Origin of the sequence: Escherichia sp. MOD1-EC7011 (assembly GCF_002965005.1) — a bacterium.
Lineage (GTDB): Bacteria > Pseudomonadota > Gammaproteobacteria > Enterobacterales > Enterobacteriaceae > Escherichia > Escherichia ruysiae.
This window is the reverse complement of sequence record NZ_PTRD01000024.1, coordinates 14608-28954: the sequence shown is the minus strand read 5'-3', so window position 1 is coordinate 28954 and position 14347 is coordinate 14608. Positions and strand designations below refer to the sequence as shown.

At 53.1% G+C, this 14347-nt stretch carries 11 protein-coding genes; 4 read left to right on the top strand and 7 right to left on the bottom strand.

Going from position 1 to position 14347, the window contains the following annotated elements:
* Nucleotides 1-48: 48 nt before the first annotated feature.
* Nucleotides 49-1347, bottom strand: coding sequence for a hexuronate transporter ExuT (gene exuT, locus A7098_RS11545; protein ID WP_024165155.1), 1299 nt, complete (start codon nt 1345-1347; stop codon nt 49-51).
* Between the two features lie 478 nt (nt 1348-1825).
* Between exuT and uxaC the strand changes: the two genes are divergently transcribed.
* The 3 genes from uxaC to A7098_RS11530 all read left to right on the top strand — a co-directional run bounded on the left by uxaC (nt 1826) and on the right by A7098_RS11530 (nt 5374).
* On the top strand, nt 1826-3238 hold the full coding sequence (gene uxaC, locus A7098_RS11540) for a glucuronate isomerase (RefSeq protein ID WP_105280829.1): 1413 nt from the start codon (nt 1826-1828) through the stop codon (nt 3236-3238).
* A 14-nt stretch (nt 3239-3252) separates the two neighbouring features.
* Nucleotides 3253-4740: an altronate dehydratase gene (uxaA, locus tag A7098_RS11535; RefSeq protein ID WP_105280828.1), complete on the top strand. Its 1488-nt coding sequence runs from the start codon at nt 3253-3255 to the stop codon at nt 4738-4740.
* Between the two features lie 82 nt (nt 4741-4822).
* Nucleotides 4823-5374, top strand: a complete 552-nt coding sequence (locus A7098_RS11530; protein ID WP_000128138.1) for a YgjV family protein — start codon at nt 4823-4825, stop codon at nt 5372-5374.
* A 3-nt stretch (nt 5375-5377) separates the two neighbouring features.
* Here A7098_RS11530 and sstT read toward each other — a convergent pair whose 3' ends face one another.
* The 5 genes from sstT to A7098_RS11505 all read right to left on the bottom strand — a co-directional run bounded on the left by sstT (nt 5378) and on the right by A7098_RS11505 (nt 10608).
* Nucleotides 5378-6622, bottom strand: a complete 1245-nt coding sequence (sstT, locus tag A7098_RS11525; RefSeq protein ID WP_000211391.1) for a serine/threonine transporter SstT — start codon at nt 6620-6622, stop codon at nt 5378-5380.
* Nucleotides 6623-7021: 399 nt separating this feature from the next.
* Nucleotides 7022-7987 carry a TerC family membrane protein Alx gene (gene alx / locus A7098_RS11520; protein ID WP_001098822.1) on the bottom strand — a complete coding sequence of 322 codons (966 nt, stop codon included), beginning with the start codon at nt 7985-7987 and terminating at the stop codon, nt 7022-7024.
* A gap of 283 nt (nt 7988-8270) precedes the next feature.
* Nucleotides 8271-9257, bottom strand: a complete 987-nt coding sequence (locus tag A7098_RS11515) for a Gfo/Idh/MocA family protein (protein ID WP_105280913.1) — start codon at nt 9255-9257, stop codon at nt 8271-8273.
* Nucleotides 9258-9335: 78 nt separating this feature from the next.
* Nucleotides 9336-10028, bottom strand: coding sequence for a vancomycin high temperature exclusion protein (locus tag A7098_RS11510; protein WP_105280827.1), 693 nt, complete (start codon nt 10026-10028; stop codon nt 9336-9338).
* 76 nt (nt 10029-10104) lie between these two features.
* A complete protein-coding gene (locus A7098_RS11505; RefSeq protein ID WP_001295542.1) occupies nt 10105-10608 on the bottom strand; it encodes a M48 family metallopeptidase in 504 nt (167 codons plus the stop codon).
* Between the two features lie 84 nt (nt 10609-10692).
* Between A7098_RS11505 and rlmG the strand changes: the two genes are divergently transcribed.
* On the top strand, nt 10693-11829 hold the full coding sequence (rlmG, locus tag A7098_RS11500; protein WP_105280826.1) for a 23S rRNA (guanine(1835)-N(2))-methyltransferase RlmG: 1137 nt from the start codon (nt 10693-10695) through the stop codon (nt 11827-11829).
* Nucleotides 11830-11946: 117 nt separating this feature from the next.
* On the opposite strand, the gene fadH is transcribed toward rlmG, so the two are convergent.
* Nucleotides 11947-13965: an NADPH-dependent 2,4-dienoyl-CoA reductase gene (gene fadH / locus A7098_RS11495; RefSeq protein ID WP_105280825.1), complete on the bottom strand. Its 2019-nt coding sequence runs from the start codon at nt 13963-13965 to the stop codon at nt 11947-11949.
* Between the last annotated feature and the right edge of the window lie 382 nt (nt 13966-14347).

The following is a 14347-nucleotide window of genomic DNA, read 5'->3' as shown; positions in this document are numbered from 1 at the left end:
CGAAGCCGCCTGAACAGGCGGCTTCGACATTAAAACTCACGCTAAGCGTTAATGTTGCGGGGCGGGATCGTTATGTGTTTCCTGCGCCACCTCAATCGCCGGTTTGTTCTGCAATACCGTCCAGATAACCAGCGCGCCTAACAGGTCGAACACTGCCAGCACTGCGAACAGCGGGCTGAAGCCGATGGTGTCAGCCAGAGCACCAACAACCAAGGCAAACAGCGTACTTGCCAGCCATGCGGACATCCCGGTCAGACCGTTTGCCGTTGCCACTTCGTTACGACCGAACACGTCAGAAGAGAGCGTAATCAGTGCGCCAGACAGTGCCTGGTGAGCAAAACCACCGATACACAGCAGCATAATCGCCACATATGGATTGGTGAACAGACCGATCATACCTGGGCCAATCATCAGCACCGCACCCAGCGTGACTACCATCTTACGGGAGACGATCAGGTTCACGCCAAACCAACGCTGGAACAGCGGCGGCAGGTAACCACCGAGGATACAACCGAGGTCAGCAAACAGCATCGGCATCCAGGCGAACATCGCGATCTCTTTCAGGTTAAAGCCGTAAACTTTAAACATGAACAGTGGGATCCACGCGTTGAAAGTCCCCCACGCCGGTTCAGCCAGGAAACGCGGCAGCGCGATACCCCAGAACTGACGGTTACGCAGGATCTGACCAACGGACATTTTCTTCGCCGTGCCAACCTGGTGCTGGGCTTCCTGACCGTTAATAATGTATTCGCGTTCTTCATCAGTCAGATGTTTCTGGTCGCGCGGGTGTTTATAGAAAATCAGCCATGCCATCGCCCAGATAAAGCTCAGCGCACCGGAGATGATAAATGCCATCTGCCAGCTGTGCATCACAATTGCCCATACCACCAGCGGCGGTGCAATCATCGCACCAATTGAAGAACCAACGTTAAAGTAACCTACTGCGATGGAACGCTCTTTCGCCGGGAACCATTCGGAACTGGCTTTCAGACCCGCTGGGATCATTGCTGCTTCAGCAGCACCTACCGCACCACGAGCAATCGCCAGGCCGCCCCAGCTACCTGCCAGCGCGGTAGCGCCACAGAACACAGCCCACAACACGGCAAACATCGCGTAACCGATTTTTGTACCCAGAACATCCAGTACATAACCCGCTACCGGTTGCATGACCGTATAAGCAGCAGAATAAGCTGCGATGATGTAGGAATACTGTTGGGTGGAGATGTTTAACTCTTCCATCAGAGTTGGCGCAGCTGCCGCCACAGTGTTACGCGTCAGGTAACCGAGCACGGTGCCGAGCGTCACCAGTGCGATCATATACCAACGTAACCCTTTAATTTTACGCATGTAAAACCTCATCGTTTTGTTATATCCGCAGTAATCGCGGCCATCATCCCGCCAGAGGCTGAAGATGTTACTTACGACCGGGTAACCGAAAAAAAACCGGCACGCCCCGAACGTTGCCATGAAAGTTTCGTGCTAATTCGGCTTCCGTACCGGTCAATCCAATCCATCCAGAGAATGAATCGGCAATTTGCATTCCGTCGACTTATTATTTGCGACGGCAAAAAGATAACTTGTCATACAACTTTAAAAGGTGAGAGCCATCACAAATGTGCGAATATTTGTAGGGACATTACACGATGATAGCGAGGCCAGTAACGGCGCGGCTTGCAGCGATATTTACCACTTTGAGAGTAATTTTTTTAACTACGTTTATTGATCTAACTCACGAAAATATCTTCTGGCTCTGGAAATTGGTGTGATAACTTTGTCAGCATCGCACCATAAGCAAGCTAGCTCACTCGTTAAGAGGAAGACGATAATGACTCCGTTTATGACTGAAGATTTCCTGTTAGATACTGAATTTGCCCGCCGTCTGTATCACGACTACGCAAAAGACCAGCCGATTTTCGACTACCACTGCCATTTGCCGCCGCAGCAGATTGCAGAAGACTATCGCTTTAAGAATTTGTATGACATCTGGCTGAAAGGCGATCACTACAAATGGCGTGCAATGCGCACCAATGGTGTAGCTGAACGCCTGTGTACCGGTGATGCCTCTGACCGTGAAAAGTTTGACGCCTGGGCGGCGACCGTTCCGCACACTATCGGCAACCCGTTATACCACTGGACGCACCTCGAACTGCGTCGTCCGTTCGGTATCACGGGCAAACTGCTGTCTCCGTCGACTGCCGATGAAATCTGGAACGAATGTAACGAACTGCTGGCGCAGGATAACTTCTCCGCGCGCGGCATCATGCAGCAGATGAACGTGAAAATGGTCGGTACTACTGATGACCCGATCGATTCTCTGGAGCATCACGCAGAGATCGCCAAAGATGGCTCTTTCACCATTAAAGTGCTTCCGAGCTGGCGTCCGGATAAAGCCTTCAACATCGAACAGGCGACCTTTAACGACTATATGGCGAAGCTGGGTGAAGTTTCTGATACCGACATTCGCCGCTTTGCAGACCTGCAAACCGCCCTGACCAAACGTCTGGATCACTTCGCCGCTCACGGCTGTAAAGTGTCTGACCACGCGCTGGATGTGGTGATGTTTGCTGAAGCGAACGAAGCGGAACTGGACAGCATTCTGGCACGCCGACTGGCAGGCGAAACCCTGAGTGAGCACGAAGTGGCACAGTTTAAAACTGCGATGCTGGTGTTCCTTGGTGCCGAATACGCACGTCGCGGTTGGGTGCAGCAGTACCACATCGGCGCTCTGCGTAATAACAACCTGCGTCAGTTCAAACTGCTGGGGCCGGATGTTGGTTTTGACTCCATCAACGACCGTCCGATGGCAGAAGAGCTGTCTAAACTGCTGAGCAAACAGAACGAAGAAAACCTGCTACCGAAAACCATTCTCTACTGCCTGAACCCGCGCGATAACGAAGTGCTGGGCACCATGATCGGTAACTTCCAGGGCGAAGGTATGCCGGGCAAAATGCAGTTCGGTTCCGGCTGGTGGTTTAACGACCAGAAAGACGGTATGGAACGTCAGATGACCCAACTGGCGCAGCTCGGTCTGCTGAGCCGCTTTGTCGGTATGCTGACTGACAGCCGTAGCTTCCTGTCATACACCCGTCACGAATACTTCCGCCGCATTCTGTGCCAGATGATCGGTCGCTGGGTGGAAGCGGGCGAAGCACCGGCGGACATCAACCTGCTGGGCGAGATGGTGAAAAACATTTGCTTTAACAATGCGCGTGACTATTTCGCCATTGAACTGAACTAAGGTCTGGGGTTGATATGCAATACATCAAGATCCATGCACTGGATAACGTCGCGGTTGCTTTAGCAGATTTGGCGGAAGGCACAGAAGTCAGTGTCGATAACCAAACCGTTACGCTGCGCCAGGATGTCGCTCGAGGACATAAATTTGCGTTAACGGATATCGCAAAAGGGGCCAACGTCATCAAATATGGCCTGCCGATTGGTTATGCACTGGCGGATATTGCGGCGGGGGAACACGTTCACGCCCACAATACGCGCACGAATCTGAGCGATCTGGATCAGTATCGCTATCAACCTGATTTTCACGAACTGCCAGCACAAGCGGCAGATCGTGAAGTGCAGATCTATCGTCGCGCTAACGGCGATGTCGGGGTGCGTAATGAGCTGTGGATCCTGCCAACCGTGGGCTGTGTCAACGGCATCGCGCGGCAGATCCAGAACCGTTTCCTGAAAGAGACCAACAACGCTGAAGGTACTGACGGCGTGTTCCTCTTCAGCCACACCTACGGCTGCTCACAGCTGGGTGACGATCACATCAATACCCGCACTATGCTGCAAAACATGGTGCGCCACCCGAACGCAGGTGCGGTGCTGGTGATTGGTCTGGGCTGTGAAAACAATCAGGTCGATGTCTTCCGTGAAACGCTGGGGGACATCGATCCTGAACGCGTTCATTTCATGATCTGCCAGCAGCAGGACGATGAGATCGAAGCCGGGATCGAGCATTTGCATCAGCTGTATAACGTGATGCGCAACGATAAACGCGAGCCAGGCAAACTCAGCGAACTGAAGTTTGGTCTGGAGTGCGGCGGTTCTGATGGTCTTTCTGGTATTACCGCTAACCCGATGCTGGGGCGTTTTTCTGACTACGTGATTGCTAACGGCGGTACTACCGTACTGACCGAAGTGCCGGAGATGTTTGGCGCAGAGCAGTTGCTGATGGATCATTGCCGCGACGAAGCAACGTTTGAAAAATTGGTCACCATGGTCAACGATTTCAAACAGTACTTTATTGCTCATGACCAGCCCATTTACGAAAACCCATCACCGGGGAACAAAGCGGGCGGTATCACCACGCTGGAAGATAAATCACTTGGTTGTACTCAGAAAGCGGGTTCCAGTGTCGTGGTTGACGTGCTGCGTTACGGCGAGCGTCTGAAAACGTCGGGGCTGAACTTGTTAAGTGCGCCGGGTAACGATGCCGTAGCGACCAGCGCCCTGGCTGGCGCCGGCTGTCACATGGTGCTGTTCAGTACCGGTCGCGGTACGCCGTATGGTGGTTTTGTGCCGACGGTGAAAATTGCCACTAACAGTGAACTGGCGGCGAAGAAAAAACACTGGATCGACTTTGACGCGGGTCAGTTGATTCACGGAAAAGCGATGCCGCAGTTGCTGGAAGAATTTATCGATACCATCGTTGAGTTTGCCAACGGTAAGCAAACTTGCAACGAGCGTAACGACTTCCGCGAACTGGCGATCTTCAAAAGCGGCGTAACGCTATAAAGTCGAAATGAGTTGTTAATAAAAAACGGCGTTTCATAATGTGAAGCGCCGTTTGCTTTTCCATACCTGTTAAGGATTTATCATGACCGCGTATTGGCTGGCCCAGGGCGTGGGTGTCATCGCCTTTCTGATTGGTATCACTACATTTTTTAACCGTGACGAACGTCGCTTCAAAAAGCAGCTTTCGGTCTATAGCGCCGTTATTGGCGTGCATTTTTTCCTCCTGGGCACTTATCCTGCCGGTGCCAGTGCCATCCTTAATGCTATTCGTACGTTGATTACCTTACGCACGCGCAGCTTATGGGTAATGGCGATATTTATTGTGCTGACTGGCGGAATCGGCCTGGCGAAGTTCCATCATCCTGTTGAACTATTGCCGGTTATTGGCACGATTGTCAGTACCTGGGCGCTGTTCCGCTGTAAAGGGCTGACCATGCGCTGCGTGATGTGGTTTTCAACGTGTTGCTGGGTGATTCACAACTTTTGGGCCGGGTCGATTGGCGGCACGATGATTGAGGGCAGTTTTCTGCTAATGAATGGCCTGAATATTATTCGTTTCTGGCGGATGCAGAAAAGGGGAATTGATCCATTTAAAGTAGAGAAAACCCCTTCCGCCGTTGACGAAAGGGGTTAAACATTAATTACGCAGGGCGCTATTTGCCAGACGCTCGTCTTCTGCCTGGCAAACAGCCGCAGTGAACAGCACGTCAGTTGAAGAGTTCAGTGCGGTTTCGCAAGAGTCCTGCAACACGCCGATGATAAAGCCGACGGCAACCACCTGCATGGCGATATCGTTCGAAATACCGAACATATTACAGGCCAGTGGGATCAGCAGCAGAGAACCCCCCGCCACGCCGGAGGCGCCACAGGCACATAGGGAAGCAACCACGCTCAGCAGCAGCGCCGTAGGCAGATCGACCGGAATACCCAGCGTATTAACCGCAGCAAGCGTCAACACCGTAATGGTGATTGCTGCGCCCGCCATATTAATGGTGGCTCCCAGCGGAATAGAAACGGAATAGGTATCGCGATCCAGATTCAGCTTTTCGCACAGCGCCATATTCACCGGAATGTTCGCCGCAGAGCTGCGGGTGAAGAAGGCGTACACGCCGCTTTCGCGCAGGCACAGCAGCACCAGCGGGAACGGGTTACGACGAATTTTCCACCACACCAGCAGTGGGTTAACCACCAGCGCCACCAGCAACATACAGCCAACCAGCACGACCAGCAGTTGCGCGTAGCCCCACAGTGTGGAGAAACCGGTAGTTGCCAGGGTAGAAGAAACCAGACCAAAAATACCGATTGGTGCGAAGCGAATCACCAGTTTCACCATAAAGGTGACGGCATTCGACATATCATTGACCAGGTTTTTGGTGGTTTCGTTACCGTGACGCAGCGCGAAACCGAGGCCAATCGCCCACACCAGAATCCCGATGTAGTTACCTTTCAACAGCGCGTCGATGGGGTTGGAAACCATGCTCATTACCAGTCCGCGCATCACTTCCACAATACCTGACGGCGGCGAAATATCGCCTGCGCTACTGGACAAATGCAGGGTAGAAGGGAAGGCGAAGCTGAAAACGACTGCGGCCAGTGCGGCGGAGAAAGTACCCAGCAGATAGAGGAACAGAATAGGGCGGATATTGGTTTTCTGCCCGTGTTGGTGGTTAGCGATGGAAGCCATCACCAACATCAGCACCAGGATGGGTGCTACGGCTTTCAGGGCGCCAACAAATAAAGTGCCTAACAGACCAACAGCTTCAGCCGCCGGTTTTGAGATCCATGCCAGAATAATCCCCAGAACAAGGCCGACCAGGATTTGTTTTACCAGGCTGCCATGAGCCAGACGCCGGAATAGCCCCGGTGAATGTTGCGTAGTCATTTTTCGATCCTTTCATTGTGTTGTCGTACATCCCTGGTACGTTCTTTCGACGCATCTTTCAGGATGTAACAAAGTGTTTGCAAGGTCGAGTATAAGGAAAGTTACAGCTTCGGGAAGCGAAAAATGCTGGATTTTAAAGGGAGGTCATGTTTTGCAACTTAATGGTTACATTTGTTTGACATAAAAATAAAGCCCAACGTGCGGCTTCCAGACTGATGACAACGTCAAAAAAGTACCCGGTCAGTCCCCTCGCCCCTTTTGGGGAGAGGGTTAGGGTGAGGGGAACAGGCCAGCATTGGTGCGAAAAATTACCCTCACCCCGACCCTCTCCCTGGAAGGGAGATGGAGAAAACGGTGCTCATGTTGATGACAGGGTACACGGCTCAGGCAGATTAAAAATCATTCTACCCGCTGCTTATCATGCCGATAATTCACCCAGGCGTTGATAATAAACGTCATCACCAGAATGCCAAACACCACGCCCAGCGAGACGGCGATCGGAATATGGTAGAAGTCGACAATCAGCATCTTGATACCGATAAACACCAGAATCACCGCCAGACCATATTTGAGCATCGAGAAACGTTCTGCTACGCCTGCCAGCAGGAAATACATCGCACGCAGGCCGAGGATCGCAAACAGGTTTGAGGTCAGCACAATAAACGGATCGGTGGTAACAGCGAAGATAGCCGGAATGCTATCCACGGCGAAAATCACATCGCTCAATTCCACCAGAATCAGCACCAGCATCAGCGGTGTGGCGTACAACAAGCCATTCTTACGCACAAAGAAATGCTCGTTGTCGATGGTATCGGTCATGCGCAAATGACCGCGCAGCCAGCGCACCAGCGGCTTGTCGCCGATTCCTGATTCATCTTCATGAGCCAGCGCCATCTTCACGCCGGTAAACAGCAGGAATGCACCGAAGATATATAGGATCCAGTCGAACTGCGAAATCAGCCAGCTACCGGTGAAGATCATGACGGTACGCAGAACAATCGCCCCGAGCACGCCATACACCAGCACGCGGCGCTGTAATGCCGCCGGAACAGAGAAATAGCTGAACAACATTAACCAGACGAAGACGTTATCGACCGCCAGCGATTTCTCAATCAGATAACCCGTGAGGAAGGCCAGCGCCTGCGGGTCAGCGACTTCGCGCCCCTGTGTCTGCACCAGATACCACCAGAAAGCGGCGTTAAAGAGTAACGACAGCGTCACCCAGACCAGCGACCAGGCCGCAGCCTGTTTCATGGTCATGGCATGTGCCCCACGACGCCCCTGCAACAACAGGTCGATAGCCAGCATAATGGCGACAACAACAGCGAATCCGCCCCATAGCAACGGCGTGCCGACAGTATTCATAGAAGTTCCTTACACATAAAAAAAACGGCCAACGTCGGAAGACGTCAGCCGCTGCTTTTTATGCATAGACCTCGCCTTCCGGCAAGGTCTCACTTACAACAAAAAAGGAATACGTCTGCGTATTCCTTTCGGGTTGCCCGGTGACCGGATGTGGTTTTTCACACATCGTAATGACGATCGACCGGCAATGAAGTTACTCCCCTTTGCAGGTAACAAAGTATGACAGACCATTCAGCCAGTCAATGGTCTGTTACATGCCTTTTACACTGCTTTACGGTAACAATTATAGATTTACGCTATCGGCAGGAAAAACAACTCCAGTCTGGCGGCGGATCTCGGTCAGCAGTTTGGCAGTGATGCGACTGACCGCCAGCCCTGGATGATCCACCAGATGCTCATCCACCAGGGTAGCGAACAGCTCTGCTTCGTAGAGCATGGTATTAATATGCTGCGGTTGGGTGAGATCCTGCATCTGGCCGCCGCGTGGCACAAAGCAGACTTTCTGGCATTCAGAAAGTTTTTCAATCACCAGCGATCCCGCTTCGCCTTGAATCTCGCTTGCCAGCACAGAATCGCTGACCTTTGAGTGCTGCAACGTAACGCTGAAATCACCGTAATCCATCACCACCACGCCGTGGGCATCCACGCCGCTTGCCAGCAAACTGGCGGTTGCCTGCACGCTTTTCGGTTCACCAAATAACGCCACCGCCGACGCCAGGCAGTAAAAGCCGATATCCATGATTGAACCGTTAGAGAACGCCGGGTTAAAGGTGTTGGGATTCTCGCCGTCCAGATAACGCTGATACCGCGAGGAATACTGGCAGTAGTTGAAAAAGACTTTACGCAATTTGCCGACTTTCGGCAGCACCTGGCGTAACAGATGAAAGTTCGGCAGGCTGGCGGTTTTAAATGCCTCAAACAGCACCACCTGATTTTCTCGTGCGCAGGCAATGGCGGCATCCACTTCCGCCAGATTCGACGCCAGCGGCTTCTCGCAAATCACATGAATTTTATGGCTAAGGAAAAGTTGTGTCTGGGAAAAGTGCAGGGCATTCGGGCTGGCAATATACACCGCGTCAATGGCATCGCTTTCCGCCATCGCTTCCAGCGATGTAAACAGATGCTCGACAGAAAAATCATTGGCGAAGTGCTGAGCCTGTTCAAGGCTGCGGGAATAAACGGCGGTTAACTTGTATTTACCGCTCTCATGGGCGGCCTCGACGAACTGACGAGTGATCCAGTTCGTGCCAATCACAGCGAAACGTATCATAACGCGTGGATACTCCATAAAGGGATTCTGTCGTCAATGTAGCACGCCTTTTTCATCTTCGACGTGCGCAGATACGCATTATTCTTTCGCCGGGCAGCCATGCTCACTAAAGGGACCAATCATGACCGATGACCCAAGATATTTCGGCTGGCGATGGAGGATTTTCGCGTCAATCAACGCACTGACACGAGCGAGTTTCTCCCGCAGTTGAGTATAAAAACCGTGCTTCATATTCAGGTCTGGCGCGTTAAACCCGATAGCGTCGATACCGTACTGTTTTGCCAGCCAGATGGCGCGTTGGTTATGAAATTCTTGCGAGATAATGGTGATATGGTTTTCCCCAAACACCTTTTTGGCACGCACTACCGAATCAAGCGTTGAGAATCCGGCATAGTCGCAGAAGATCACTTTCGCCGGTACGCCTTTAGCGATCAAGGCCTGCTGCATGCCTGATGCTTCATCGTAATTTTTACGTCCGTTATCGCCACTTACCAGCAGCCATTTCACTTTTCCGGCATGGTACAACGCTGCTGCGGTATCAATGCGTCGGGTAAAGTAGCGATTACCCGGTCTCGCCCCCAGCAATAAACCCACGTTACGCGCCGGAACGGCGTTGATATCGCCCCAGGTCAGCTGCTTGCTGGCGGTGACCATTGCGCGATCGGCGATAAAAATGGTCGCTCCTGCCACAAGCAACAATAAACAGGCAATTTTAAGAGTCCGGCGAGAAAAACAAACGCGGCGAAGAAGGCGAGCAAATGCGCGCAGCATGGTCGTTATCCTTAACGAAAAGAGGGGCGTCGATTTTAGGCGTTAATGGTTGAAAATATAACGCCTGGCATCATTTTCAGATTTTGTCCTGCCCAAGCGACAACTGCGTTAGCCACAGCCGGGTGTCGAACTCAAGCTGGTGGTACTGCGGCTCCATATGGCAGCACAATTGATAGAACGCTTTGTTATGCTCTTTCTCCTTCAGGTGCGCCAGCTCGTGCACCACGATCATGCGCAAAAACGGTTCCGGCGCGTTGCGAAACACGGTAGCGACGCGGATTTCTGCTTTTGCTTTCAGCTTGCCGCCCTGCACACGAGAAACAGCGGTATGTAACCCGAGCGCGTTTTTTAGCACATGGATCTTGTTGTCATACATCACTTTATTGATCGGCGGGGCATTGCGCAGAAACTGATTTTTCAGATCCTGGGTATATTGCCAGAGGGCTTTATCGGTGGCGTAGTCGTGCGTTCCCGGATAGCGTTTTGCCAGCACATCGCCCAGACGTTGTTCATTAATCAGCGTGCGCACTTGGGAAAGTAGCTGCTCGGGATAACCCTGAAGATAAGTAAGATTGCTCATAACCGCCCACGAAAAAGAGAAAAAGGGTATACTCACGCACCCTTTTCAGGGGCAACGTCGAAATTTTATCATTCAGGAGGGCCGATGAGCCACTTAGACAACGGTTTCCGTTCACTGACACTACAACGTTTTCCGGCGACGGATGACGTTAACCCGCTACAGGCGTGGGAAGCGGCGGATGAATATCTGCTGCAACAGTTGGACGACACAGAAATCTGCGGCCCGGTGTTGATCCTGAATGATGCTTTTGGCGCATTAAGCTGTGCGCTGGCAGAACATAAGCCGTACAGCATTGGCGACTCGTATATCAGCGAACTGGCAACGCGCGAGAATTTACGTCTCAACGGGATTGATGAGTCGAGTGTGAAGTTTCTCGACAGCACTGCCGACTACCCGCAACAGCCGGGTGTGGTGCTGATCAAAGTACCGAAAACACTGGCATTGCTGGAACAGCAACTGCGTGCGCTGCGTAAAGTGGTCACGTCGGATACGCGTATTATTGCCGGTGCCAAAGCCCGCGATATCCACACTTCCACGCTGGAACTGTTCGAAAAAGTGCTCGGCCCGACCACCACCACGCTGGCATGGAAAAAAGCGCGTCTGATTAATTGCACTTTCAATGAACCGCCGCTGGCCGATGCGTCGCAGACCGTTAGCTGGAAGCTGGAAGGCACTGACTGGACTATCCACAATCACGCGAATGTCTTCTCCCGCACCGGGCTGGATATTGGCGCGCGCTTCTTTATGCAGCATCTGCCGGAGAACCTCGAAGGTGAGATTGTCGATCTCGGCTGTGGTAACGGCGTTATTGGCCTGACATTGCTCGATAAAAACCCGCAGGCGAAAGTGGTGTTTGTCGATGAATCACCGATGGCGGTTGCTTCCAGCCGTTTGAACGTTGAAACCAACATGCCAGAGGCGTTGGATCGCTGCGAGTTTATGATCAACAACGCGCTCTCCGGCGTGGAGCCTTTCCGCTTTAATGCTGTGCTCTGCAACCCGCCGTTTCATCAGCAACATGCGCTGACCGATAACGTCGCCTGGGAGATGTTCCACCACGCCCGCCGCTGCCTGAAAATCAACGGTGAGCTGTATATCGTTGCCAACCGCCATCTGGATTACTTCCATAAACTGAAGAAAATTTTCGGCAACTGCACCACTATTGCTACGAATAATAAATTTGTGGTGCTGAAAGCGGTGAAGCTGGGGCGTCGTCGATAAGATTGGGGGTTACCTGCCGGATGCGGCGTAAACGCCTTATCCGGCCTACGTTCAGCACGTTACCCGTAGGCCGGATAAGACGCGTCAAGCGTCGCATCCGGCACTTCAATGCACGATTTAAATCTCCAGCGCAAGCCGTGTTCCCTGGGCAATCGCTCGCCGTGCGTCCAGCTCCATAGCCACATCGCAGCCGCCGATTAAATGCACGGTTTTTCCTGCATCGATTAAAGGTTGTGCCAGCGCGCGGTTTGGCTCCTGCCCCGCGCAGATCACCACATGATCTACCGCTAAAATTTGCGGTTCACCGTTGATCACCACATGCACTCCGTCATCGTCAATCTTCTGATAACTTACGCCTGGGATCATTTTCACACCCCGCGAGAGCAGGGTAGTGCGATGGATCCAGCCGGTGGTTTTGCCTAACCCCTGTCCCGGTTTGCTGGCTTTGCGCTGGAGCATCACAATCTGCCGTGGGCTACGAGGGATCTGCATTCCCTGCGGGCTTAAGCCACCAGCCTGTTGTAGGCTGCTGTCGATCCCCCACTCATTACAGAACCCGGCGATATTCTGGCTGGTGGATTCGCCCGGCTGACTTAAATACATCGCCGTGTCAAAGCCAATCCCACCACAACCGATGATGGCAACTTTGTTGCCCACCGGCGCTTTGTCGCGCAGTACATCGAGATAACTCAATACATTCGGATGATCGATCCCGTCGATAGGCGGAACGCGCGGCACGATCCCACTGGCGAGGATCGTTTCATCGAACGCCTGTAACTGATCCGCCGTCACGGTGTGATTGAGTTTTAGCGTCACGCCCGTCACTTCGATCATCCGCCGGTAGTAACGTAGCGTTTCGTAAAACTCCTCTTTGCCGGGGATCTGTTTGGCGATATTAAACTGCCCGCCGATCTCGCTGTGCGCATCAAACAATGTTACCTGATGCCCACGCGCTGCCGCGTTAATGGCAAACGCCAGCCCAGCAGGTCCCGCACCGACCACCGCCAGATTTTTTTTCTGCACGGCAGGAAGGATTGGCATTTTGGTTTCGTGGCAGGCGCGAGGATTCACCAGGCACGAGGTGACTTTGCCAACGAAGATCTGATCGAGGCAGGCCTGATTGCAGCCAATACAAGTGTTGATCTCATCGGCTCGCCCTGATTGCGCTTTTGACAGCAGTTCCGCATCAGCAAGAAACGGTCGCGCCATCGATACCATATCGGCATCACCGCGCGAGAGAATGTCTTCGGCAACCTGCGGATCGTTAATCCGGTTGGTGGTCACCAGCGGCAGCGAGACGTGACCTTTCAGTTTGCGCGTGACCCAGCTAAATGCGCCGCGCGGCACGGGCGTGGCGATGGTCGGAATGCGCGCTTCATGCCAGCCAATGCCGGTGTTGATAATGGTCGCGCCTGCCGCTTCGATGGCCTGCGCCAGTTCCACCGTTTCGGCAAAAGTACCGCCGCCTTCGACCAGGTCGAGCATCGACAGGCGGTAGATAATAATGAAGTCGTTGCCGACGCGTTCGCGCACCGCACGCACTACTTCAACGGCAAATCGCATCCGGTTAGGGTAATCGCCGCCCCACTGGTCGCTACGTTGGTTGGTGCGTAGGGTCAGAAATTCGTTGATCAAATACCCTTCGGAACCCATCACCTCTACGCCATCGTATCCGGCCTCCCGCGCCAGTTGCGCGCAGCGGGCAAAATTGTCGATCAGTTGCAGGATCTCTTCATGGCTTAACTCATGGGGCACGAAACGGTTGATGGGAGCCTGCAATGCGGAAGGAGCGACCAGATGCGGTTGGTAGCTGTAGCGCCCGGTATGCAAAATTTGTAGGGCAATTTTGCCGCCTTCCTGATGCACCGCTTCAGTAATGGTGCGATGGTGCGGGATCTGGCTGACGTCATTGAGCATTGCGCCGCCTTCCATGCCAACGCCTGTGAAATCTGGTGCGATACCGCCGCTGACAATCAACGCCACGCCGTGACGGGCGCGTTCGGCATAAAACGCAGCCAGCCGTTCAGCGCCGTCCGGGTATTCCTCCAGCCCGGTGTGCATTGAGCCCATCAACACGCGGTTTTTTAACGTGGTAAAACCTAAATCCAGCGGGGCGAACAGCGACGGGTAGCTCATAAAATTGTCCAGTATGTAAAATAATTGTTATGTGGTCGGATGAGTTCTAATTTAGCCGTCGCCGGAGAAAAGGGAAAAGGGGAATGCGGGGTTTGTGATGGGATTCAAAAAGAATACGCCCGGTGGTAACGCCGGATGCGACGCTTGCCGCGTTTTATCCGGCCTGGGGGATTGCACATATAGGGCGGATAAGGCGTTCACGCCGCATCCGCCAGAGGCGCGGTGCAATTGCCGGATGCGACGCCTGCCGCGTCTTATCCGGCCTACGGAACTGGGGGAACGTACATGTAGGGCGGATAAGGCGTTTACACCGCATCCACCAGTGGCGTGGTGCAATTGCCGGATGCGACGCTTGCCGCGTCTTATCCGGCCTACGGAACGC

Excerpts from the sequence above, each read along its gene's own strand:
- exuT (WP_024165155.1), bottom strand. The coding sequence starts at position 1,347 with ATGCGTAAAATTAAAGGGTTACGTTGGTATATGATCGCACTGGTGACG.
- uxaC (WP_105280829.1), top strand. The coding sequence starts at position 1,826 with ATGACTCCGTTTATGACTGAAGATTTCCTGTTAGATACTGAATTTGCC.
- uxaA (WP_105280828.1), top strand. The coding sequence starts at position 3,253 with ATGCAATACATCAAGATCCATGCACTGGATAACGTCGCGGTTGCTTTA.
- A7098_RS11530 (WP_000128138.1), top strand. The coding sequence starts at position 4,823 with ATGACCGCGTATTGGCTGGCCCAGGGCGTGGGTGTCATCGCCTTTCTG.
- sstT (WP_000211391.1), bottom strand. The coding sequence starts at position 6,622 with ATGACTACGCAACATTCACCGGGGCTATTCCGGCGTCTGGCTCATGGC.
- alx (WP_001098822.1), bottom strand. The coding sequence starts at position 7,987 with ATGAATACTGTCGGCACGCCGTTGCTATGGGGCGGATTCGCTGTTGTT.
- A7098_RS11515 (WP_105280913.1), bottom strand. The coding sequence starts at position 9,257 with ATGATACGTTTCGCTGTGATTGGCACGAACTGGATCACTCGTCAGTTC.
- A7098_RS11510 (WP_105280827.1), bottom strand. The coding sequence starts at position 10,028 with ATGCTGCGCGCATTTGCTCGCCTTCTTCGCCGCGTTTGTTTTTCTCGC.
- A7098_RS11505 (WP_001295542.1), bottom strand. The coding sequence starts at position 10,608 with ATGAGCAATCTTACTTATCTTCAGGGTTATCCCGAGCAGCTACTTTCC.
- rlmG (WP_105280826.1), top strand. The coding sequence starts at position 10,693 with ATGAGCCACTTAGACAACGGTTTCCGTTCACTGACACTACAACGTTTT.
- fadH (WP_105280825.1), bottom strand. The coding sequence starts at position 13,965 with ATGAGCTACCCGTCGCTGTTCGCCCCGCTGGATTTAGGTTTTACCACG.